Below are 22,683 nucleotides of genomic sequence, written 5' to 3'. Positions count from 1 at the left end.
TCATCCCACCCGCGCCGACTAACCTGGTGGCGTGCCACTGCAGTCGAAACTTCGCTCGTCCGGACCCGCCCTCGTCGCGGCGACACTGTCCCTCTCGGTGCTCGTCGCCGGCTGCAGCGGCGGTGGTGACTCCACCCCCGTCAGCCCCGACGCCGTCGGCGCCGCATCCGACGAGGTGACCGTGCCCGTGACCGCCGCGACCACCGAACTCGTCGAGCCCGGCACCTCACCACGCGCGGTCGTGCAGTTCCGTCCCGCGCAGGGCACCCGGCAGCAGGCGAACCTGGTGACCACCGCGACCGTCGCCCAGCAGATCGACGAGCAGACGCCGCAGGACTTCTCCAACCCCGAACTGACGATGCCGGTCACCGCGCTGGTCACACAGGCCGCGTCCGACGCGGTCCCGGCGACGACGATCGACCTCACCCTCGGCATCCTCACCACGACCGACGACGAGACCACCGCGCTCCTCGCACCCGCGACCGGCTCGCACGCCGGGTTCACCGTCGACACGTCCGGGGCGATCACCGCGCTGCGGCTGCGCCCGGACCCCGACGCCGAGAACAAGGCCCGCGCACTGATCGAGCAGGCGTTCTTCCAGGCCGTCTACCGGGCCGTCGCGTTCCCCGCGCAACCGATCGGGGTGGGCGCGGTGTGGCGGATCCAGCAGCCGGTGATGAGCGCTGTCGCCCTGAACCAGACGACGACGGCCACCCTCGTCGCCCGCGACGGCGACCGGCTCACCGTCGACGTCCGGGTGGAACAGACCCCGCAGTCGCCGGTGTTCGAACTGCCCAACGGGGCCGGCACCCTCAACGTCGACGCGTACGCGCTGACAGGGTCGGGGACCGTCGTCCTCGACCTGCACTCGCCGCTGCCCGTCGACGCCTCCGTCACCGTCGAGGGCAGCCAGCTCTACAGCGACCCCGATGATGCGATGCACCTGCGGCAGACCACCCACGAACAGGTGCGCTGGACCAGCTGAGTCCTGAAACGGCCGATGCCGGTGCCGCCCTGTCAAAGGCGACACCGGCACCGGTGGTCTCGGCTGCCTACGCGGGGCAGGCCGGCGACGTCAGCTGCGCCATCGCGACGAGCTGGCAGGCGTACGCCTGCGACATCTTCCAGACACCGTTCTCCGAGACGAAGTCGACGGTCGCGGGGTTGACCTGACCGTTGATCGTCAGATCGACACCGGCGGTGACGGTGTCGGCGCCGGTCGGGGTCACGTCCTTGACCACGATGGTGGCGCCGGCGTCCTTCGCGGCCTGCGCGACCTGCTCGACCAGACCCGGATCCTTCTCCGCGCCCTGCACCAGCTGCACCTTCTGATCGACCGGGACGGACGGATCGAGGGCCTGGGTGATCGCGGCGTTCAGTTCGTCGGCCGTCGGCGCCGGGGTCTCCGGGGTGGCCGCGGTGGTGGTCTGGGTGACCGGGGTGCGGGTAGGTCCGTCGCCGCCTTCGCTCGAGCAGGCCGTCATCGTCAGGGCCGCCGCGATCGCCACACCGGCGATGGTCATCTTCCGAAGCTTCAAGTGCTTGTCCTTTACTTTCTCGGTCTTCGTACTCGATCGACATCGTCGGGGCCGCCGCCGGGATCAGTCACCTCCCCAGCCGTGACCCACGCTCACAGCAAGAGTACCGGCGACACGATCGAGGTCAGCTCGAGCTGCCGATCGGATCGGCGACGACCAGGTCTGCGTCGTCGTCGGCGAACGTGCGCGCCTGCCCCGGACCGGTACTGCGGGTCTCGAACCGCACCGTCACCACCCCGTGCCCGGCACCCTGCACCCAGCCGTGCCCGAACTCCGGGTGCGCGACGTCCAGACCCGGACGCCACCGCGGTCCCGTCGCCGCCTCGACGGGCGAAACCTCGTGCGCTGCGGTCTCGTCCACGTCCGGCAGCGTCCGGTCGAGGTCGGGGAACAGTGATCCCTGACTGGCTGCCGACAGGCCACCGAACCCCACCCCCACCAGCCGGATCGGGCCGAGCTCGAGCGGATCGATCGCCTGCCGCTGCGCGGTCGCGGTGAGCGTCCGCAGATCCGTCGTCGCGTACGGCAGCGTCAGCGACCGCGTGACGATGCTCATGTCGGACCTGCGGAGCTTCAGCACGACGGTCCGCGCCGACCGGCCGTCCCGCTCGAGCCGCCGGAACGCCGACGCCGCACTCGTGTCGACCGCACGCCGCAATGCCGCCATCGTGACGATGTCCTCCGGATACGTCGTCTCCGCGCTCACCTGCTTCGCATCGGCACGCTCGGCCACCGGACGCTCGTCGATCCCCCGCGCCATCCGCTGCAGGCCCGGCCCGACCGTCGCCCCCAGCACCGCCACCACCTCGACCTCCGGCAGTGCCGCGAGCGCCCCGATCGTGCCGATCCCGAGCCGCTCGAGCTTGGCCTCCGCGACCGGACCCACACCCCACAGCTTCCGCACCGGAAGACCGCTCATCAACTGCTGCTGCACATCCGGGGAGACGACGGTGACCCCGTCCGGCTTCGCGAGCCCCGACGCAATCTTCGCCACCTGCTTCCCGGCGCCCGCCCCGATCGACGCCACCAACCCCGTCGCGTCCAGCACCAGCGCCCGCAGTCCCGCGCAATAGTGTTCCACCTCGGCTCGTCCCGCCCCCGCCAGCTCGACCGGCTCCGCGAACGCCTCGTCCATCGACAGTTGTTCCAGCACCGGCACTCTCGTGCGCAGCGTGTCGAACACCAGCGTGCTCAGGTGCCCGTACAGGCCGCCGCGGGGCGGCAACACCACCACCGACGGACCCACCAGCCGCCGCGCCTGATGCATCGGCATCGCCGACCGTGCCCCGAACACCCGCGCCTCGTAACTGGCGCCCGCCACCACCCCGCGCCCGCCGAGACCCCCGACGAGGACCGGCCGCCCCCGCAGCGTCGGCCGGGTCAGCTGCTCGACGGACGCGAAGAACGCGTCCATGTCCAGGTGCAGCACCCACCGGCGGCTGCGCGTGGGATCGACGGCGGTCATGGGAGAAAAATACGCCGGGCGGGCGACAGGATCGTCCTGCCGCCCGCCCCACGTGGTGCTACCCGATTCACACCTTGGCGATCGTGACCCGCACACCCTCACCGAGATCCACGGCATCCGCGCCCGCGTCCCCCAACTCGAGGGTCGTGGCCAGGATCTCCCCCGCGATCAGCTCCCGGTGCCGGGCCGCCCAGTCCATCCGCTCCGCCGGCACCTGCAGGACCACCGAGATCCGGTCCGAAACCTCGAGGCCGGCGCCCCGGCGCGCGTCCTGCAGTTCACGGACCCGGTCCTTCGCCCAGCCCTCGGCCTCGAGTTCCTCGGTGACCTGCGAGTCGAGGACCACCAGACCGGCACCGCCGGGCAGAGCCGCCGTCGACTCCGGCTCCGCGGCGACCAGACGCTGCGTGTACTCGGATTCGAGCAGTTCGATCCCGGCATCAGGAGCGGAGCCTGCGGAGCGACCCGGCCACACAGTGATGACGCCGTCTTCGTCCGACCAGTCGCCGGCCTTGACGGCCTTGATGACCGTCTGCACGTTCTTACCGAGACGCGGACCTGCAGCACGCGCGTTGACGACCAACTCGAAACGGCCGTGCGCGTCGACGTCGTCGGTGACCTCGACGTTCTTGACGTTGACCTCGTCGGCGATCAACCCCAGGTAGGGGCGCATCTTCTCGGCGTCCGGTGCGGCGACCGTGACCGCGGGCAGCGGCAGCCGCACCCGCAGGTTCTGCGCCTTGCGCAGACCCAGAACCGTCGAACACACGTTGCGGACCTCGTCCATCGCGGCCACCAGATCGACGTCGGCCGGCAGTTCCCGAGAGGCCGGCCAATCGGTGAGATGCACCGAACGCCCACCGGTCAGGCCCCGCCAGATCACCTCGGACGCCATCGGCAGCAGCGGCGCCGCCAGCCGGGTGACCACCTCGAGCACCGTGTGCAGGGTGTCGATCGCATCCTGGTCCTCGTCCCAGAACCGGCTGCGCGACCGGCGCACGTACCAGTTGGTGAGCGCGTCGCAGAAGGTGCGCAGTTCGTCGCAGGCGCCGGCGATGTCGTTGACCTCGAGCGCCTCGGTGATCGCGTCCCGCGTCGCGGCGAGCTTCGCGAGCACGTACTTGTCGAGCACGTGCTCCGAATCGGTGCGCCACGTCCCCGGCTTCGACGCGTACAACTGCAGGAAGCTCCACGCGTTCCACAGCGGCAGCAGCGCCTGCCGGACACCCTCGCGGATGCCCTGCTCGGTGACGACGAGGTTGCCGCCCCGCAGGATCGGCGACGACATCAGGAACCACCGCATGGCGTCCGAGCCGTCGCGGTCGAACACCTCCTTGACGTCCGGGTAGTTGCCCTTCGACTTGCTCATCTTCAGGCCGTCGTCACCGAGGACGATGCCGTGCGCCGCCACCGTCTTGAACGCGGGACGGTCGAACAGCGCGGTCGCCAGCACGTGCAGCGTGTAGAACCAGCCGCGGGTCTGCCCGTTGTACTCGACGATGAAATCGCCCGGGTTGTGCGACTCGAACCAGTCCTGGTTCTCGAACGGGAAGTGCACCTGCGCGTACGGCATCGACCCGGACTCGAACCAGCAGTCCAGGACCTCCGGGACACGACGCATCGTCGAGCGGCCCGTCGGATCGTCCGGGTTGGGCCGGGTCAGCTCGTCGATCACCGGCCGGTGCAGATCGGTCGGGCGCACCCCGAAATCGGCCTCGAGCTGGTCCAGGGAGCCGTACACGTCGACCCGCGGGTACGACGGATCGTCGGACACCCACACCGGGATCGGGCTGCCCCAGTAGCGGTTCCGGCTGATGTTCCAGTCCCGGGCACCCTCGAGCCACTTGCCGAACTGGCCGTCCTTGATGTGCTCGGGCACCCAGGTGATCTCCTGGTTGAGCTCCACCATGCGGTCCCGGAACTTGGTGACCGCGACGAACCACGACGGCACCGCCATGTAGATCAGCGGCTGACCGGACCGCCACGAGTGCGGGTACGAGTGCTCGATCGTCTCGTGCCGCAACAGCTTTCCGGCGGCCTTGAGGTCCTTGATGATGACCGGGTTCGCATCGAAAACTTGCAGGCCCTCGTACGGCGGGACCATCGACGTGAACTTACCGCCCGCATCGAGCGGCTGCACGATCTCGATACCGTTCGCGGTCGCGACGTCCATGTCCTCCTCACCGAAAGCCGGTGCGATATGGACGATTCCGGTGCCGGAGTCGGTGGTGACGTAGTCGGCCGACAGCACCCGGTGCGCGTTCTCGTGGCCCTTGCCGGGGCCGTGGAAGAAGTCGAACGGCGGCGTGTACGTCAGGCCGACGAGGTCGGCGCCCGTGTACTCGCCGAGGACCTCCGGCGATTCCCCCAGCTCACGGGCGTAGTGCCCGACGCGGGCCGCGGCGAGCAGGTACCGCTTGCCGTCCTCGCCGGCGACCAGCACGTAGTCGACGTCCGGATGCACCGCGATCGCCAGGTTCGACGGCAGCGTCCACGGCGTGGTGGTCCAGATCAGGGCGTTGGCACCGTCGAGGGCATGATCGTTTCCGGAGAAGACCATGTCGACCGTGACCGCCGGGTCCTGACGCATCTTGTAGGCGTCGTCGAGTCGGGTCTCCTGGTTCGACAGCGGTGTCTGCTCGTACCAGGAGTACGGCAGCACCCGGAAGCCCTGATAGATCAGGCCCTTGTCGTGGAGTTCCTTGAACGCCCACATCACGGACTCCATGAAGTCCAGATCGAGGGTCTTGTAGTCGTTGTCGAAGTCGACCCAGCGGGCCTGCCGGGTCACGTAGTCGCGCCACTCGTCGGTGTACCGCAGGACCGACTGCTTGCAGTACGCGTTGAACTCCGCCAGGCCCATCGCGTCGATCTGCGACTTGTCCTTGATACCGAGTTGCTTCTCCGCCTCGAGTTCGGCGGGCAGGCCGTGGCAGTCCCAGCCGAAACGACGCTCGACCTTCTTGCCGCGCATCGTCTGGAACCGCGGCACGACATCCTTGACGTACCCGGTGAGCAGGTGGCCGTAGTGCGGCAGTCCGTTCGCGAACGGGGGGCCGTCGTAGAAGACGAACTCGTCGGCGCCGTCACGGTTCGCGACGCTCGCCCGGAAGGTGTCGTCCGCTTCCCACGCCGCGAGCACCGTGCGCTCGAGGTCCGGGAAGGAGACGGAACCGGTCGCGCGCGCGCCGACGAGGTCGACGCGCGGATACCCGGTATCCGTCCGGTCAGGGGTGGATTCGTTACTGGTCACCGCACAAGCTCCTCGTGCCCGTCTTCCGGCACGGGGACGACGACGACGCCCTGTGCGCCTCCACCGCGGTACCACCCCGCTTGCCCGCCGACCGTGCGACGAGCCTCTCGATCAGGCTGTGACGGGCCCACCCGTTCGGTTCTAGTGAGTCCGACGCACGCGCGCCGCACCGTTCTTCCGAAGACTCCCCGGTGATGGCCGGATCACTGCCGTGTGTGCGTTCGAGTCTAGCCCGGCCCGGGCGAGTCCCCGGAGTCGCCGTCGGGCGCCGTCTTCCGCCCCGCCAGCGCACTGGCGAGGAGAAGGACGGCGCCCGCGACACATACTGCGATACATCCCCACGCCCAGACGACGGAACCCGTCATCAGAGCGATCACCAGCAGCGCGAAACCCACTGCCGCGAGGACCAGCGTCAGGACCAGCACGATTCACCCTCTGTCCGAGAGCCGGCCGGTGTCGGCTCGGTCAGTTGTTCCCCTTGGCGAACGACTGGTTGAACCCCGACTGCCCGAAGTTGTCGTCGCCACCGTCGACCGGCACGGCCGAACCGCGCTGCTCGAGCTCCTCGAGCTGCGACTCCAGGTAGGACTTCAGCCGCACCCGGTACTCACGCTCGAACGTCTTCAACTGCGCGATCCGGCCCTCGAGCACGGAACGCTGCTGGTTGATCGTCGCCATGATCTCGGTGTGCTTCTTCTCGGCATCCGCCTGCAGCGCATCGGCCTTCTCCTTGGCCTGACGCAGCTGGGTCTCCGAGCGGGTCTGCGCATCGGACAGCAGCGTGTCCGACTTCTTGGTGGCCTCCGCGACCATCGTCTCCGACTTGCGGGTCGCATCGGAAACCATCGTCGTCGACTTGCGAGTCGCATCGGAGACCAGGGTCTCCGACTTCTGCTTCGCGTCGGCGACCATCGTCTCCGACTTGGTGCGGGCCTCGGTCACGAGACGCTCGGAATTGGTGCGGGCATCGCCGAGCAACTGCTCCGCCTCGACCTTGGCGTCACCGGTGAGGCGATCCGCCATCTCCTGCGCGAGACCGAGAACCTTGGCGGCCTGCATGTTGGCGTCCTCGGACGGACGCGGCGCCGCCGCCGGCACCGGCACCGGCTGCGGTGCGACAGCGACCACCGGCTTGGGTGCGGGAGCCGCGACCGGGGCGACCGCCGCGGCGGAACGCGGCGCCTTCTTGGCCTCGGCCAGCTCCTGATCGAGCTCGCCGACACGCTGACGAAGGTCTGCGTTCTCCTCGATGAGCCGGGACAGCTCCTGCTCGACGAGATCGAGGAACGCGTCTACCTCGTCCTCGTTGTAGCCACGCTTCCCGATCGGCGGCTTGCTGAACGCAACATTGTGCACATCAGCTGGAGTCAGCGGCATGGAAGGATCCCTTCACGCATCAGTTGGCGGTCTAGCACGCATTCGGTTCTAGCGCTGTGCGCGTACTCGTTAACCATTTCGTTACCTGTCACACTGTAACTGCGGGTCATTCTGTCACACCAAACCCGAAGGTGACGCGAGTCCCGACACGACCTGCATCAGGATGAACAGCAGAAACATCAGCACCATGATCGACAGATCGAGGCGCACACCGCCGAGTGAAACCGGCGGAATCAGTCGGCGAAGCAGCTTCACCGGAGGGTCCGTCACCGTGAAGATCGCCTCGAGCACGACCACGACCACGCCCGTCGGCCGCCAGTCCCGCGCGAAGACCCGAATGAACTCGACGATGATCCGTCCGATGAGCAACAACCAGAAGATGAACAGGATCACGTAGATCACCGAGAACACGGCCACACCTTCACTCTGCCTGACGACGACCGGGCGGACAAAACCATCGGACACCTGGAGGTGCGCGTCACACCCCGCAGGGCGTCACGCGCACATCGGCGCCGGCGACTACTTCTGGTTGTAGTAGCCGGTCTCGGCGATCCGACGCCGTTCCTCGGCGGACACGTCGATGTCGGCCGGTGAGAGCAGGAACACCTTGGTCGCAACCTTGTCGAATGAGCCACGCAGCGCGAACGCCAGGCCCGCCGCGAAGTCCACGAGACGCTTGGCGTCGGCGTTGCTCATCTCGACCAGATCCATGATCACGGGGCTGCCGTCACGGAAACGCTCGCCGATCGTGCGGGCCTCACCGTAATCCCGGGGACGCAGCGTCGTGATCTTCGACAGCGGGCCGGCGTCGTCGACGGCCGGGCGACGGCTCTCGAGCCGGTCCATCCGCGAGTCCACGGCGAGCGCACCCCGGGTCGCACCGCGCGGTGCAGCGGGACGCGGCGCGATCGACTCGACCCGCGGGGCGGGCCGGGCCGGCGACTCGTAGCGGTCGAAGTCGGCGGCGACCTCGTCGCGACGCGCAGGCGCGTACCCCGGTTCCGCGTACTCACGACGACCCTGACCGGGCTCGTCGATGTAGTCGTCCTCGAAATCCTCGAGGGGAACCATGCCGAAGTAAGCCTTGAACTTGTGCAGGCTGCTCATTGATCGACCTTCCTGGGCGCGGCGGACTGGTAGTGATTCTGACTGGTACTGCGATCTGCCGCAGCTGTCCCGGTGTGTCTGATGTTTCCGGTGTGACTGGTGATCATTCCGAGACTATCGGTCGACGGCCGAGGATGGCGGTTCCGACACGCACACACGTCGAGCCGTGCCGGATCGCCGCATCGAGATCCCCCGTCATCCCGGCGGACACCGTCGTCGCCGACGGATGCGCCGCGAGCACCTCCGCGTGCAGAGCCTCGAGTCGCGCGAACTCCGCATCCGGGTCGGATCCGAGCGGCGGCACCGCCATGACACCCCGCAGCACGAGATTCGACGACGCCGCAACGCGGTCCGCCAGGGCCGCCACCTCCCCGACCGGCACCCCGCCGCGCCCGGGATCGGTATCCAGGCTCACCTGCAGGAGGACATCGAGAGAACCCTCCCGATCACCGGCATCCCGCGCCGCACCGACCGCGGCGTCCAGGGCGTCGGCCAGACGGACACTGTCGAGCGAATGCACCACGTGCGCCCACCGCGACACCGTCTTGACCTTGTTCCGCTGCAAGCGGCCGATCATGTGCCAGCGCACCGGATCTACGACGGCTCTGCCGTCGAGATCGGCCCGCACCTGCGCGATCTTGGTGCTCGCCTCCGGTTCCCGGGACTCCCCGAACTCCCGGCATCCCAGATCGTAGAGAACCCGCACGTCGGAGGCGGGAAAGAACTTCGTCACCGGCAGCAGGGCCACCTCGGCCGGATCCCGCCCGGCCGCACGGCACGCCGCATCGATCCGTGCGCGCACCGCATCCAGTGCGGCGGCGACCTCGTCGCACCTGCCCACCGGGGACTGCTCGTCGAACGTCACTCGAACCGTCTCACGCGTCCCCGGCGGGATCCATCCAGATCACCGCGGCCAGCCGGCCCGTCGGGGCACCCCGACGATGGCTGAACAGCGCCCGATCCTCGATGGTGCACCGCGGATCCTCCGCGACACCCGACACCCCGGCGGCCAGCAACTGCCGGCGCAGTCCGGCCCGCAGGTCCAGACCCGGAGTGCCCTTCGCGGTGCGGACGGCACTGCCCGGCAGGAACGTCTCGACATCGGCCTGCATCGCGGCCGGCACCTCGTACCGGCGCCCACTCGCGGCCGGACCGAGAAACGCCCCGATCCGTTCCGGGCGGGCACCCTGCTCGACCATCGCGGCGATCACCTTCGGGACGATACCGATCCGGGCACCGATCCGTCCGGCGTGCACCGCCGCGATCACCCCGGCCTCGTCGTCCGACAGCAGCACCGGCACACAGTCCGCGCTGAGGGTGACCAGTGCCAGCCCCGGAATCGTCGTCACGAGCGCATCGGTCGCCGGAACCGGACCGTCGACCGGACCGTCGACCACCGTCACGGTGCGGCTGTGGATCTGTTCCATCCACACCAGCCGCTCGAACGGCAGTCCGATCCCGTCCGCCAGTCGACGCCGGTTGGCGTCGACGGCAGCCGGATCGTCACCGACGTGATCGCCCAGGTTGAACGAGTCGTACGGCGGCGCGGACACGCCGCCCGCACGGGTCGTGACGACCCGGCGGACGCGCACGGCCGTCACCGTGTCCCCGGTCACCGGCGCATGAAGGAAGGCACGTCGACATCGTCGTCGTCGCCCTCCTCGTACCCGACCGGCACCGCACGCGACCCGTACGCACCCAGCGGCGGCAGGCTGGCACCGCCGGTCGGCGTGCCGACAGGCTCCCTCGCCGGAACGGGCGCAGGCGCCGGTGCGGGGGCAGGAGCCGGTGCCGGTGCCGGTGCGGGCGCCGCGGCCACGGCCGGTTCGGAGACCGGGGCCGCCGGGCGCTCGGTCTGGCCGACCTCACCGGCACGGCCCGCGCCGATGTTGCCGCGACCGATCGCGGACTGCACCTCGAGCGGACGCTTGACCGGTGCTCCGCCGTCGAATCCGGCGGCGATGACCGTCACGCGCACCTCGTCCCCGAGCGAATCGTCGATGACGGTGCCGAAGATGATGTTGGCGTCGATGTGAGCGGCCTCCTGGACCAGCGACGCCGCCTCGTTGATCTCGAACAGGCCGAGATCCGAGCCGCCGGCGATCGACAGCAGCACGCCGCGCGCACCCTCCATCGACGCCTCGAGCAGCGGCGAGTTGATCGCCGTCTCGGCAGCCTTGATCGACCGGCCCTCGCCCCGCGACGAGCCGATGCCCATGAGCGCACTGCCGGCGCCGGACATGACGGACTTGACGTCCGCGAAGTCGACGTTGATCAGACCCGGGGTGGTGATGAGGTCCGTGATGCCCTGGACACCGTTGAGGAGCACCTCGTCGGCGCTGCGGAACGCATCCATGAGGCTGACGGCGGCGTCACCGAGCTGCAGCAGCCGATCGTTCGGGATCACGATGAGCGTGTCGCAGGACTCGCGCAGCGCCGCGATACCCGACTCGGCCTGCGTGCCCCGGCGCTTGCCCTCGAACGAGAACGGGCGGGTGACGACACCGATCGTGAGCGCACCGAGCTTGCGGGCGATGCTCGCGACGACGGGGGCGCCACCGGTACCGGTGCCACCGCCCTCACCGGCGGTGACGAAGACCATGTCGGCGCCCTTGAGGACCTCTTCGATCTCGTCCTTGTGATCCTCGGCGGCCTTGCGGCCCACCTCGGGGTCCGCGCCGGCACCCAGGCCGCGGGTCAGTTCGCGGCCGACGTCGAGCTTGACGTCGGCATCGGACATCAACAGCGCCTGCGCATCGGTGTTGACCGCGATGAACTCGACTCCCTTGAGTCCCTGTTCGATCATGCGGTTGACCGCGTTGACGCCGCCTCCGCCGATACCGACGACCTTGATGACGGCGAGGTAGTTGTGCGGGGGCGTCATGGGCTCTCGCCTTCCGTGAGTGATGTTCGCGCTCGTTCTGGATGAAAGAGGTAACCCTCGACCTCAACCACAGGGTCAAGGTTATGTCAAGTATTTCCTCGTGGTGCGAAACGCTATGTAGTACCGCAGCGTTCCGCCAGCAGGCGCGCCGATGCACACCAAGTTTTTGTGGAGCAAGTTCGTTGCGGAGCCGAAGGCTCCCGATCCGAATTCGTCATCGGTCATCGAATCGCCTGTCACTTTACTGTGGGCAACTCGGGACTCGACACATCGAACGTCCGGCCGGGCTGCGTCAGCAGTACCGAGACCACCGCCGACTTCCTCTCGGAATTGTCGGCGCTGCCCCACACCACGACGCGGCCATCCCCCAGCGTAACCGAGACACTCGACATCGTCGGTGCCACGACCTCGGACACCTGGAACCGGATCGACTCGGGCAATGCGGCCAGGACCGCGAGCGCCGCCTGCGTCGCGTGATCGTCGTGACCCGGTGCAGGGGTGACGAGTCGCGGCACCCCGAACGGCGGCGGTTCCACCGCGTAGTCGACGCCGCCGGCGTCCAGCAGATGCGGCCCCTCCGGGGAATCGAAGAACACCACGGGCACCCGTTCGACGACCGTGAGCCGGATCGTCGACGGGTACGCCCGCTGCACCCGCGCCTCGGCGACCCTCGGGATCCCCGCGACCCGCTGCGCTGCCGCAGCGGTATCGACCCGCAGCAACGGCGTGCCCTCCGCGACGGCGAGGACCCCGAGCGCCTCCTCCTCGGTCACCACGCCGTCACCGGAGTACACGACCGACCGGACCGACATCAGCGGACTGAACCACAGTGCCCCGACCGCAACCACGAGAACCGTTCCGGCCGCGCCCGCGATCAGGACCACCTTCCGGCGCAGTGCCCGGGCCCGGGCCCGGGCGGCCGAACCGCGGCCCGCACCGTCGGACTCCCCCGGCCCGTCCGGCCCGGCGGGCGGCTCGGCACGTTCCCGCGACGGCGTCCGGACACGGGCACCCCGGTCCCGCCGGGCGTCCGGACGCCGTCGGCGGGACCGGTCACGGCCGTCGACCGTCATCGCGGTCCCGGAGCCGATCCCGCCGCCTCGCGGCCGTGCCCCGGCTGGGCCCGCAGCGCATCGAGGATCGGCCCGCCCAGCATCGTCACATCGCCGGCGCCCATCGTGATCACGACGTCGCCGGCCTCGGCGAGACCCGCCACCTGCCGCGGCAGCTGCGAGCGATCCGGCTGATAGTGCACCGGTCGCGTGACCGCCTGCGCCACCAGCGCGCCACTGACACCCGGGATCGGCGCCTCCCGGGCGCCGTACACGTCGAGGACCACGACCTCGTCGGCCAGGCTCAACGCCTCCCCGAACTCGCGGGCGAACGTCTCCGTCCGCGAATACAGGTGCGGCTGGAACACCACGACGACACGGCCGCCGCGCGGATCACCGGCGACCAGTTCGCGGGCCGCCCCGAGCACCGCCCGCACCTCCGTCGGATGGTGGGCGTAGTCGTCGAACACCCGCACACCGCGTTCGCGGCCGGTCAGCTGGAACCGCCGGTGCACGCCACCGAACCCGGCCAGCCCCTCGAGCAGTTCGTCGATCCCGGCACCCGAATCGAGTGCCGCGAGCAGCGCCGCGAGCGCGTTGAGCGCCATGTGGCGTCCCGGCACACCCAGCCGCAGCGACCGGGTCCCGTCCTCACCGGCGAGCCGGATGAGGGCCACGCCCCCGACGTCCCGCGCCTCCCACGACACCAGTTCCACACCGACCGGGACCCCCGACAACGACGCCGCCGCGGCCGCCTCCGACGTCCCGTACCCGATCACCCGGACATCGGTGCGGCCGGAGTCGACGGTGCGGCGGGCCAGCGCGGCCGACCCCGGATCGTCGAGGCAGGCGACCAGCAGACCGCCCGGGGCGATCCGGGCGACGAAGTCGTCGAACACCTGGACGTACGCCTCGGCGGTGCCGAAGAAGTCGAGATGATCGGCCTCGATGTTGGTGACCACCACGATGTCCGGGTCGTACTGCAGCAGCGAGCCGTCACTCTCGTCGGCCTCCGCGACGAACACCTCACCCGAACCGTGATGTGCGTTGGTGCCGGCCTCGTTGAGTTCGCCACCGACCGCGAACGACGGATCGAAACCGCAGTGCTGCAACGCCACCACCAGCATCGACGTCGTCGACGTCTTCCCGTGCGTACCCGACACCAGCAGCGTCCGATGCCCCTGCATGAGCGACGCCAGCACCGCCGGACGCAGGATCACCGGGATGCCGCGGCGGCGGGCCTCCACCAGTTCCGGGTTGTCCTTCGGGATCGCCGCGTGCGTCGTGACGACCGCGGTCGGGCCGCCCGGCACCAGGTCGAGTGCGCTCGCGTCGTGCCCGATCCGGACGACGGCGCCGCGCGCTCGCAGTGCGAGCACCCCGCGGCTCTCCTTGGCGTCCGACCCGGACACCTGTCCGCCGCGGGCCAGCAGGATCCGTGCGATCCCGGACATGCCGGCACCGCCGATACCGACCATGTGCACCCGTTCGAGGTGCGCGGGCAACGACTCGCTCATCGGTTTCCTCTCGCTTCGTCGACGACGATCCGGGCGACCGCGGCGGCCGCACTACGGTGTCCGGCCCCGGCCGCGGCCCGGCCCATCTCGTCGAGTCGGGTCCGGTCACCGAGGATCTGGACGACACTGTCGGCGATGTACTGCGGGGTCAGATCGGCGTCCGCGACGAGCGCACCGCCGCCGGCGGCCACGACGGGCCGCGCATTGAGTTCCTGCTCGCCGTTTCCGTGCGGCAACGGCACGTAGAACGCGGGCAGGCCGACCGCGGACACCTCCGCGACCGTCATCGCACCGGAGCGGCAGATCACCGCGTCCGCCGCCGAATACGCCAGATCCATCCGCGACAGGTACGGCACCGCCACGTACGGGGCGGCCGCATCCGATGCGACCTCCACCGAGTTCTTCGGGCCGTACGCGTGCAGCACCGAGATCCCGGCCGCCGCGAGCGCCGGCGCCGCCCCGACGACCGCGTCGTTGAGGGATCGGGCGCCCTGCGAGCCACCGAACACCAGCAGCACCGGACCGTCGGCGGGCAGACCGAAATGCGCACGGGCCTCGGCGCGCAGCGCCGCCCGATCCAGCCCGGTGATCGACGACCGGACCGGGATGCCCACGACCTCCGCGTCGCCGCGGCCCCGTGCCGCGACACCGGAACCGGCCACCGCGGCCAGCACCCGGCGCGCCCGTCGGGCACCGATCTTGTTGGCGATACCGGCACTCGCGTTCGCCTCGTGCACGATCACCGGAATCTTCCGTCGCCGCCCGAACAGACCGGACCCCGCCGCCAGATACGCCGGCAGCGCCACATAGCCACCGAACCCGACGATCACGTCCGCGTCCGTCCGGTCCAGGACGGCCCGCGTCGCGGCGACGGATCGCCGGATCCGTCCGGGCAGCCGCAGCAGATCCATCGTGGGCTTCCGCGGCAGCGGCACCGGCGGAATCAGTTCCAGGGGATACCCGCGTTCGGGTACCAGCGTCGTCTCGAGACCCCGCTCGGTGCCCAGCGCGGTCACCGTCGCCGACGGGTCGAGGACACGAATCGCGTCCGCGACGGCCAACGCCGGCTCTATGTGGCCGGCGGTCCCACCGCCGGCCACCACCACGGACAGTCCCGCCTTCTCGCGGTTGTCGCCGTTCACCTACGCATTCCTCGCTCTCCAGGGCGGCCGCCCCGTGGTGGGGTCGCCCGCCCGCGTTCCGAATCCGGGACCCGTCGTCCCCCGCGGTCCCGGGATTCCTGGTGTCCCCGCTGTACCGGCCGGCCGTGCTGCGCCGGTGGACGGTGCTGAATCTGTGTGCGCCGCTGCGCCTGGGCATGCCCCCGAGGCTGGACGCGCTGCTCGGGTCGGACGCGCGGCCGGGTCGACACGAGCCGCGGCGGCACGTACGGCACCGGTTTCGGCAACCGCAGCAGCCGCGACATCCGACCGTTCTGGCCGCTGTGCAGGGCCGCGACCGCCTCCGGTTCGTGCCGGGCCGCGTTCGCGACCAGACCGAACATCAGCAGGGTCGTCGCCGTCGACGTGCCACCGGCGGACACCAGCGGCAACTGCAGGCCCGTCACCGGGAGCACCCCGACGACGTAACCGATGTTGATGAACGCCTGACCGGTGATCCACGCCGTCGCGGTCCCGGCGAGCAGTTGCAGGAACGGGTCCGACGACCGGCGGGCGATCCGCAGACCCGTGTACACGAACAGGCCGAACAACCCGATCACCGCGCCCGCACCGAGGAACCCGAGTTCCTCGCCGATGATCGCGAAGATGAAGTCGTTGTGCGCGTTGGGCAGATAGCTCCACTTGGCGCGGCTCTGCCCGAGTCCCTCGCCGAAGAAACTGCCGTCGGCGAGTGCGTACTTGGCCTGCCGAGCCTGGTAGCCGATGCCCTGCGGGTCCGCTGCCGGATCGAAGAACGCCTGGACGCGCGCCGACCGGTAGCCGGCGGTCAACGCCAGCGTCACCGCGGCCACCGCGCCCGCCCCGAGCACACCGACGAAGATCTTCAACGGCAGGCCCGCGAACCACAACAGCGCCAGCACGATGATCGCGAGCGACACCGTCGTCCCGAGATCCGGCTGCAGCACGATCAGCACGAACACGATCATCGCCGCCGGCAGCAGCGGGATCAGCATCTCCTTGAGCGACGGCCGGTCCCGGCGCCGGGTCGCGAGCAGGTGTGCACCCCACACCGCGAACGCGATCTTCGCCAGTTCCGACGGCTGCAACGAGATCGGGCCGATGACGAACCAGCCGCGGGTGCCCTGCGACAGCGTGCCGATACCGGGAATGAGCACCAGCACCAGCATCACGACGGTGCCCGCGAACGCCCACAGCGACCACGTGCGCAGTACCCGCACCGGGACGAGCAGTGCCAGGTAGAAGATCACGAAACCGAGCGTCGCGAAGATCAGCTGAGAGACGAACTTGCCGTACGCGGACCCGTCCGCCGCCACCGACTCGACACTCGACGACGACAACACCATGACCAGGCCGAGCACGGTCAGCAGGAACGCGATCGTGACGACCAGATGGAACGACGTCAACGGCCGCGCCAGCCACGCACCCACCCGGGTACGCGGGCGGACGTCGGTCTTCTCCGGTGTCATCGGCGGGATCCGAACTCCCCGGTCGTGATCTGCTCCGCGCCCAGTCCGCGCGCGGCCTCCGTGAAACTGCGGCCCCGATGGCCGTACGAGTCGAACATGTCCAGCGACGCCGCCGCCGGCGCCAGCAGCACCGTGTCGCCGGGCGCGGCCAGCGCGGCCGCCGCCCGCACCGCTTCCGCCATCACCGCATCGGCGTCGGCGGCGGCGTCGGCCAGGTCGAGCCGAGTATCCGATCGCGTCGGCTCCGGAGCATGCGCACCCATGGCTGCATCGTCTCCCGAGGAGACGTGCACGACCGGGACGTCGGGGGCGTGTCGCGCCAATGCGTCCGCGATCAGGTCCGCGTCCCGGCCGATCAGGACGGCCCCGGCGAGCCGGGACGCGACCTCCGCGACGAGGTCGTCGACGCGGGCGCCCTTGAGCAGACCGCCGGCGAGCCACACCACCGACTCCTGCGCGACGATCGACGACCGTGCCGCGTGCGGGTTGGTGGCCTTCGAATCGTCGACGAACCGCACCCCGGCCGTCTCGCACACCAACTGCGCGCGGTGCGGACCCACCCGGTGCGCCCGCAGCCCGGCCCCGACGATCTCCGCCGACAGTCCGACGGTGCGGGCCAGCGCGGCCGCGGCGAGCGCATCGCACACTCCGGCCGGTCCGGGCGGGCTGACCTCGTCGGCGGCGAGCAGCGGCGCCGCGGCCGCGTCGTCGGTGAACGCGCGGTCGACGAGCATCCCGTCGACGACACCGAGTTCCCCGACGGCCGGCTCGCCCAGCCGGAAACCGATCGTGCGACCGCCGCGGGGACGGTCCGCGAGCGACGCCGCGACCGGATCGTCGAGGCCGACGACCGCGACGTCCCCGTCGAGTGCGTGCGCCTTCGCGTCGACGTAGCCGGGCATGCCGCCGTGCCAGTCGAGATGATCCTCGGCGATGTTGAGGACCACCCCCGCGGCCGGGCGCACCGACGGCGCCCAGTACAGCTGGAACGACGACAGTTCGACGGCGAGCACGTCCGCGCGCGGCGACTCGGCACGCAGCGCGTCGAGCACCGGCAGGCCGATGTTCCCGCACGCCGCCGACCCGACACCGGCCGTCTCGAGGATCGACTGCAGCATCGACGTCGTCGTGGTCTTGCCGTTGGTGCCGGTCACGACGAGCCATCGGCGCGGCGGACCGTACAGCCGGGCCCGGTCCACCCGCCACGAGAACTCGATGTCCCCCCACACCGGGACCCCGGCGTCGGCGGCGAGGGTGACCAGCGGCGCGTCCGGGCGGAAACCGGGACTGACGACGACGAGCGCGAACCCCGCCACCCGCACCGGGTCCGCGACCACGTCGCCGATCGGTGCGGTGGCGGCGCCCAGTGCCGCACACACGGCGAGCGCGTCGGCGTTGGTGTCGGTGACCGTCACCCGCGCCCCCAGACCGTGCAGCGGTGCGATCACCGCACGGCCCGAGATGCCCGCCCCGGCCACCAGCACGTCACGGCCGCGCAGACCGGCCAGACCTTCCCGCTCGAGGTAACGCTCGTCGAGCTGCATGCGTCAGTCCCCGATCGCCGACAGGTATTCGCTGTAGAACAGGGCCAGGCCGATCGCCGACGCGATCGCCGCCAGCAACCAGAACCGGATGATCACCTGGGTTTCGGCCCAGCCGCCGAGCTCGAAGTGGTGATGGAACGGCGCCATCCGGAACACCCGGCGCCGGCTCGACCGGAACACCGCCACCTGGATGACGACCGATGCGGCCTCCGCGACGAACAGGGCGCCGATGACGACCATCAACAGCTCGGTGCGGGTCGTGATCGACAGGCCCGCGAGCATGCCACCGAGGGCCAGCGAACCGGTGTCACCCATGAAGATCTTCGCGGGCGCCGCATTCCACCACAGGAAACCGATGCAGGCGGCCGCGCCGGCCGCACACAGCAGTGCCAGGTCCAGCGGGTCGCGGACGTCGTAGCAGCCCTTGGCAGGACCGACGCTGCCCGGACCGGTGCTGCAGGCGTTGCGGTACTGCCAGAACGTGATGATCACGTACGCGCCGAGGACCAGGCTCATCGAGCCGGCCGCCAGGCCGTCCAGGCCGTCGGTGAGGTTCACGGCGTTCGACCACGCGCTGACCAGCAGGTACACGAAGAACACGAACACGATCGAGCCCATGGACACGGTCGCGATGTCCCGCACGTACGACAGGTGCACGCTGCCCGGGGTGAGTCCGTTGCCGCCGCGGAACTGCAGCGCGAGGATCGCGAACACGACCGCCGCGATCAGCTGGCCGACGAGCTTCGCGGTCTTGTTCAGGCCCAGGTTGCGCTGCTTGCGGATCTTGATGAAGTCGTCGAGGAATCCGACACCGCCGAGCGCCGTCGTCAGACCGAGCACCAGCAGACCCGACGCCGACGGCCCCTCGGCGTCGTAGCCGATGCCGATCAGGTGCGAACCGAAGTAGCCGGCCCAGATGCCGGCGAGGATCGCGACACCGCCCATCGTGGGGGTGCCGCGCTTCGCCTGATGGCTCGCCGGGCCCTCGACGCGGATCTCCTGACCGAAACCCTGCCGCGAGAAGATCTTGATGAGGACCGGAGTCAGCAGGATGGAGACCGCGAGCGCGATGCCCGCGGCGAACAGGATCTGCCTCACTGCACCACTCCCTCACCCGTCGACACCGAACCGGCGACCGGTGCGGCGAGGACCGCGTCCGCGACCTCCCACAGGCCGATGGACTGCGACGCCTTCACCAACACCAGATCCCCTGCTCGCAGTTCGTCTTCGAGCACCTCGACTGCGCTCGCTGCGTCGGGCACGTGCATCGCCTCGTCACCCCACGAGCCTTCCATGATCGCGCCCTGGTACATCGCGCGGACGGGACGTCCCGGTCCGACGATGATCATCTTGGTCACGTCGAGGCGGACCGCGAAACGTCCGATCGCGTCGTGCTCGACGACCGAGTCGTCCCCGAGTTCGGCCATCTCACCGAGGACCGCCCACGTGCGGCGCGGCGCGCCGTCACCGGACCGGGCCATCGACACCAGCGCCTTGATCGCGGCCCGCATCGAATCCGGGTTCGCGTTGTACGAGTCGTTGACGACGGTGACGCCGTCGGCCCGGTCCCGCACGTCCATGCGGCGACCGGACACCGCCCGCGCACCGCCCAGGGCGGCCGCGATCTGCTCGAGGCCCACCCCGCATTCGAGGGCGACGGCCGCCGCGGCAAGCGCGTTGCCGACGTGGTGCTCGCCGTGGACGGCGAGGGTGACCGGGACACTGCCGGCCGCGCATTCGAGCGTGAAACTCGCCCGCGCCTGCGCGTCGAGGTGCACGCCGGTGGCCCGGACGTCGGCGTTGCCGGCCAACCCGACCAGCACGACCCGCGCCGCGGTACGTGACGCCATCGCCGCGACCAGCGGATCGTCGGCGTTGAGGACGGCGACACCACCGTCGGCGGCGGACGGCAGCGACGCCGGCAGCTCGCCCTTCGTCTCGGCGATCGCCTCCCGCGAGCCGAACTCGCCGAGATGCGCGGTGCCGACGTTGAGCACGACGCCGATCTTCGGCGGCGCCGTCTTCGCCAGCGCGGCGATGTGCCCGCGGCCGCGTGCCGACATCTCCAGGACCAGGAACCGGGTGTCACGCTCGGCGCGCAGCGCCGTCCACGGGTGGCCGAGTTCGTTGTTGAACGATCCGGGGGGCGCGACGACGGATCCGAGCGGAGCCAGTACCGCGGCCAGCAGATCCTTCGTCGACGTCTTGCCCGACGACCCCGTCACCCCGACCACGGTCATCCCCGCCTCGGCGGTGAGCCGGTCGACGCTGGCCCGGGCCAGTTTCCCGAGTGCCTCGAGCACCGCGGCGCCGGAACCGTCCCGGTCGTGTTCGAGTGCCAGCGCACCGCTTCCGGACGGGCCGAGCGGTTCGACGACGATCGCCGGAACCCCGACGGGCCGCGCCGCGAGGACCGCCGCGGCACCCGCCGCCACGGCACCTGCCGCGTGGTCGTGGCCGTCGGTCCGGGCCCCGGGCAGTGCCAGGAACAACCCGCCCGGGCTCACCTCGCGGGAATCGAACTCCACCGTTCCCGTGACGGTGGCCGACGGGTCGTCGACGTCGTGCAGCGTCCCGCCGACCGCCTGGGCGATCTGCGCGAGCGTCATCGGGATCATGCGTTTCCTCCGTGTGCGGGGTCGTCTCCGGAGACGACCCGATCGATCGCCTCTCCCAGGACCTCTCGGTCGTCGAATGGGTACTTCACACCGTGGATCTCCTGGCCGGCCTCGTGGCCCTTGCCGGCGATCAGCACGACGTCACCGGGCCGCGCCCAGGCGACCGCGGCGGCGATCGCGCCGGCCCGGTCCCCGATCTCGCGGACCTCGCCGCGTTCGGCGGCCGGGACGGCCAGCGCGCCCGCGGTGACGGCAGCCCGGATCACCGCCGGATCCTCGGTGCGCGGATTGTCATCGGTGACCACCAGCAGGTCGGCGCCGCGGGCACCGGCCTCCCCCATCAGGGCCCGCTTGCCGGTGTCCCGGTCCCCGCCCGCGCCGACGACGACCGCGATGCGGCCGCCCGGATCGGACAGCTGGCCGCGCAGGGTCGCGATCACGGCCTCGAGCGCCGCCGGCTTGTGCGCGTAGTCGACGACGGCCAGGAAACCCTGACCTCGTTCGACCCGCTGCACACGGCCCGGCACGTCGACGCCGGCGATCCCGGTCAGGGCGGCGGCGACGTCCACCCCGGCCGCAGCGCACACGGCCACCGCGAGCGTCGCGTTCGCGACGTTGTAGTGGCCGGGCAGCCGCACCGACACGGCACGGGTGACGCCGTCGGGGCCGGTGAGCGAGAACGTCTGTGTGCCCGACGGGCTCGGGTCGCTCTCCCCCGCACGCCAGTCGGCGGGACGGGCGCCGGTGCCGACCGTGACGACGGCGCCGAGGCGGTCCGGGTGGGCGCGGCGGGCGACGTCCGCCATCCGCGCACCCCACTCGTCGTCGGTACAGATCACCGCACGCTCGGCGCGCACCGCGGAATCGGCCGCGAACAGCCGGGCCTTCGCCGCGAAGTAGTCGTCGAAATCCTTGTGGAAGTCCAGATGGTCCTGCGACAGGTTCGTGAACGCGCCGACCGCGAACCGCACCCCGTCGACCCGCCCGAGGGCGAGCGCATGACTCGACACCTCCATCACGACGGTGTCGATGCCGCGTTCGAGCATCGCCGCGAACAGCGCGTGCAGTTGCGGCGCCTCCGGGGTGGTGAGGGCGCTCGGCACCCGGTCCCCGGCGACCCGCGTCTCGATCGTGCCGACCAGGCCGATGCTGCGACCGGCCGCGGCCAGGCCCGCCTCGATCAGGTACGACGACGTCGTCTTCCCGGACGTGCCGGTGATCCCGACGATCTGCATCCGCCGCGACGGATGCCCGTAGACGGTGGCCGACACCGCACCGAGCACACTGCGCGGGTCCGGATGCACCAGCACCGGAAGCGGATTCGGGAAGATACCGGCGTGCTCCCGCACCAGGGCGGCACCGGCGTCGTCGGTGAGGACCGCGGTCGCCCCGGCCGCGACGGCGTCCGCCACGAATCGGGCGCCGTGCGTGTGGGCGCCCGGCAGCGCCGCGAACAGATCCCCCGCACGGATCGCCTGCGCCCGCAGTTCGACACCGGTCACCGTGAACGGCAGGGACGACGCGTCGCCCGCGCCCACGGTCTCGATGCGGGCACCGACCGCGGCGGCCAGGTCCGCGAGGTCCGTCACGGGCGGATGCGTCGGGCGAAGACCGCTCCCCGGCGCCCTGTCCGGCGTGGAAGGCTGCGGACTCGGAAGCACGGGCAGCAGGTCCTTTCGGTTCGGTGGAGACTCACGGTTCGAGCAGTGGAAGGTCGACG

General features: G+C 70.4%; 19 protein-coding genes. 1 reads left to right on the top strand and 18 read right to left on the bottom strand.

Annotated elements, in window-relative coordinates:
• Window positions 1-31: 31 nt before the first annotated feature.
• Complete coding sequence (locus tag E0497_RS05835; RefSeq protein ID WP_137723821.1) at window positions 32-985, top strand: hypothetical protein; 954 nt, start codon at window positions 32-34, stop codon at window positions 983-985.
• 67 nt (window positions 986-1,052) lie between these two features.
• On the opposite strand, the gene E0497_RS05830 is transcribed toward E0497_RS05835, so the two are convergent.
• The 18 genes from E0497_RS05830 to E0497_RS05745 all read right to left on the bottom strand — a co-directional run bounded on the left by E0497_RS05830 (window position 1,053) and on the right by E0497_RS05745 (window position 22,630).
• Window positions 1,053-1,538, bottom strand: coding sequence for a WKL family lipoprotein (locus tag E0497_RS05830; RefSeq protein ID WP_137723820.1), 486 nt, complete (start codon window positions 1,536-1,538; stop codon window positions 1,053-1,055).
• Between the two features lie 124 nt (window positions 1,539-1,662).
• Entirely contained in the window at window positions 1,663-3,003 is a 1,341-nt protein-coding gene (locus E0497_RS05825) for a DNA polymerase IV (RefSeq protein ID WP_170312881.1), read from the bottom strand.
• A gap of 67 nt (window positions 3,004-3,070) precedes the next feature.
• Complete coding sequence (ileS, locus tag E0497_RS05820) at window positions 3,071-6,256, bottom strand: isoleucine--tRNA ligase (protein WP_137723819.1); 3,186 nt, start codon at window positions 6,254-6,256, stop codon at window positions 3,071-3,073.
• A gap of 227 nt (window positions 6,257-6,483) precedes the next feature.
• Window positions 6,484-6,681: a hypothetical protein gene (locus tag E0497_RS05815; RefSeq protein WP_137723818.1), complete on the bottom strand. Its 198-nt coding sequence runs from the start codon at window positions 6,679-6,681 to the stop codon at window positions 6,484-6,486.
• Window positions 6,682-6,721: 40 nt separating this feature from the next.
• Entirely contained in the window at window positions 6,722-7,633 is a 912-nt protein-coding gene (locus E0497_RS05810; RefSeq protein ID WP_137723817.1) for a DivIVA domain-containing protein, read from the bottom strand.
• A 114-nt stretch (window positions 7,634-7,747) separates the two neighbouring features.
• A complete protein-coding gene (locus tag E0497_RS05805; protein WP_137723816.1) occupies window positions 7,748-8,050 on the bottom strand; it encodes a YggT family protein in 303 nt (100 codons plus the stop codon).
• Between the two features lie 102 nt (window positions 8,051-8,152).
• A complete protein-coding gene (locus E0497_RS05800) occupies window positions 8,153-8,740 on the bottom strand; it encodes a cell division protein SepF (RefSeq protein ID WP_137723815.1) in 588 nt (195 codons plus the stop codon).
• A gap of 103 nt (window positions 8,741-8,843) precedes the next feature.
• Window positions 8,844-9,605 carry a YggS family pyridoxal phosphate-dependent enzyme gene (locus tag E0497_RS05795; protein ID WP_421958307.1) on the bottom strand — a complete coding sequence of 254 codons (762 nt, stop codon included), beginning with the start codon at window positions 9,603-9,605 and terminating at the stop codon, window positions 8,844-8,846.
• 10 nt (window positions 9,606-9,615) lie between these two features.
• The gene (gene pgeF / locus E0497_RS05790; RefSeq protein ID WP_137723868.1) at window positions 9,616-10,341 is read right to left on the bottom strand and encodes a peptidoglycan editing factor PgeF; all 726 of its coding nucleotides are present in this window, start codon (window positions 10,339-10,341) and stop codon (window positions 9,616-9,618) included.
• Window positions 10,342-10,352: 11 nt separating this feature from the next.
• A complete protein-coding gene (ftsZ, locus tag E0497_RS05785) occupies window positions 10,353-11,624 on the bottom strand; it encodes a cell division protein FtsZ (RefSeq protein WP_137723814.1) in 1,272 nt (423 codons plus the stop codon).
• Between the two features lie 236 nt (window positions 11,625-11,860).
• Window positions 11,861-12,697, bottom strand: coding sequence for a cell division protein FtsQ/DivIB (locus tag E0497_RS05780; protein WP_137723813.1), 837 nt, complete (start codon window positions 12,695-12,697; stop codon window positions 11,861-11,863).
• Window positions 12,694-14,193, bottom strand: a complete 1,500-nt coding sequence (gene murC / locus E0497_RS05775) for a UDP-N-acetylmuramate--L-alanine ligase (RefSeq protein WP_137723812.1) — start codon at window positions 14,191-14,193, stop codon at window positions 12,694-12,696. The genes E0497_RS05780 and murC overlap by 4 nt, the downstream gene beginning before the upstream one ends.
• Entirely contained in the window at window positions 14,190-15,335 is a 1,146-nt protein-coding gene (murG, locus tag E0497_RS05770) for an undecaprenyldiphospho-muramoylpentapeptide beta-N-acetylglucosaminyltransferase (protein WP_137723811.1), read from the bottom strand. The genes murC and murG overlap by 4 nt, the downstream gene beginning before the upstream one ends.
• Entirely contained in the window at window positions 15,332-16,801 is a 1,470-nt protein-coding gene (gene ftsW / locus E0497_RS05765) for a putative lipid II flippase FtsW (RefSeq protein WP_137723810.1), read from the bottom strand. The genes murG and ftsW overlap by 4 nt, the downstream gene beginning before the upstream one ends.
• Complete coding sequence (gene murD, locus E0497_RS05760) at window positions 16,798-18,345, bottom strand: UDP-N-acetylmuramoyl-L-alanine--D-glutamate ligase (RefSeq protein ID WP_137723809.1); 1,548 nt, start codon at window positions 18,343-18,345, stop codon at window positions 16,798-16,800. The genes ftsW and murD overlap by 4 nt, the downstream gene beginning before the upstream one ends.
• Window positions 18,346-18,348: 3 nt before the next feature.
• Window positions 18,349-19,443 (bottom strand): phospho-N-acetylmuramoyl-pentapeptide-transferase, encoded by a 1,095-nt coding sequence (gene mraY / locus E0497_RS05755; protein ID WP_137723808.1) that lies wholly within the window; start codon window positions 19,441-19,443, stop codon window positions 18,349-18,351.
• The gene (locus E0497_RS05750; protein ID WP_137723807.1) at window positions 19,440-20,963 is read right to left on the bottom strand and encodes a UDP-N-acetylmuramoyl-tripeptide--D-alanyl-D-alanine ligase; all 1,524 of its coding nucleotides are present in this window, start codon (window positions 20,961-20,963) and stop codon (window positions 19,440-19,442) included. Before E0497_RS05750 ends, mraY begins: the two co-directional genes overlap by 4 nt.
• The gene (locus E0497_RS05745) at window positions 20,960-22,630 is read right to left on the bottom strand and encodes a UDP-N-acetylmuramoyl-L-alanyl-D-glutamate--2,6-diaminopimelate ligase (RefSeq protein ID WP_421958311.1); all 1,671 of its coding nucleotides are present in this window, start codon (window positions 22,628-22,630) and stop codon (window positions 20,960-20,962) included. Before E0497_RS05745 ends, E0497_RS05750 begins: the two co-directional genes overlap by 4 nt.
• Window positions 22,631-22,683 lie beyond the last annotated feature (53 nt).

Source organism: Prescottella subtropica, assembly GCF_005434945.1.
In the GTDB taxonomy this organism is placed as follows: Bacteria; Actinomycetota; Actinomycetes; order Mycobacteriales; family Mycobacteriaceae; genus Prescottella; species Prescottella subtropica.
This window is presented reverse-complemented; position numbering and strand designations above follow the sequence as displayed.

What these genes read in the sequence shown, in the direction of transcription:
- E0497_RS05825 (WP_170312881.1), bottom strand. Translation starts at nt 3,003, where the DNA reads ATGACCGCCGTCGATCCCACGCGCAGCCGCCGGTGGGTGCTGCACCTG.
- E0497_RS05810 (WP_137723817.1), bottom strand. Translation starts at nt 7,633, where the DNA reads ATGCCGCTGACTCCAGCTGATGTGCACAATGTTGCGTTCAGCAAGCCG.
- E0497_RS05800 (WP_137723815.1), bottom strand. Translation starts at nt 8,740, where the DNA reads ATGAGCAGCCTGCACAAGTTCAAGGCTTACTTCGGCATGGTTCCCCTC.
- ftsZ (WP_137723814.1), bottom strand. Translation starts at nt 11,624, where the DNA reads ATGACGCCCCCGCACAACTACCTCGCCGTCATCAAGGTCGTCGGTATC.
- E0497_RS05780 (WP_137723813.1), bottom strand. Translation starts at nt 12,697, where the DNA reads ATGACGGTCGACGGCCGTGACCGGTCCCGCCGACGGCGTCCGGACGCC.
- murC (WP_137723812.1), bottom strand. Translation starts at nt 14,193, where the DNA reads ATGAGCGAGTCGTTGCCCGCGCACCTCGAACGGGTGCACATGGTCGGT.
- ftsW (WP_137723810.1), bottom strand. Translation starts at nt 16,801, where the DNA reads ATGACACCGGAGAAGACCGACGTCCGCCCGCGTACCCGGGTGGGTGCG.
- murD (WP_137723809.1), bottom strand. Translation starts at nt 18,345, where the DNA reads ATGCAGCTCGACGAGCGTTACCTCGAGCGGGAAGGTCTGGCCGGTCTG.
- E0497_RS05750 (WP_137723807.1), bottom strand. Translation starts at nt 20,963, where the DNA reads ATGATCCCGATGACGCTCGCGCAGATCGCCCAGGCGGTCGGCGGGACG.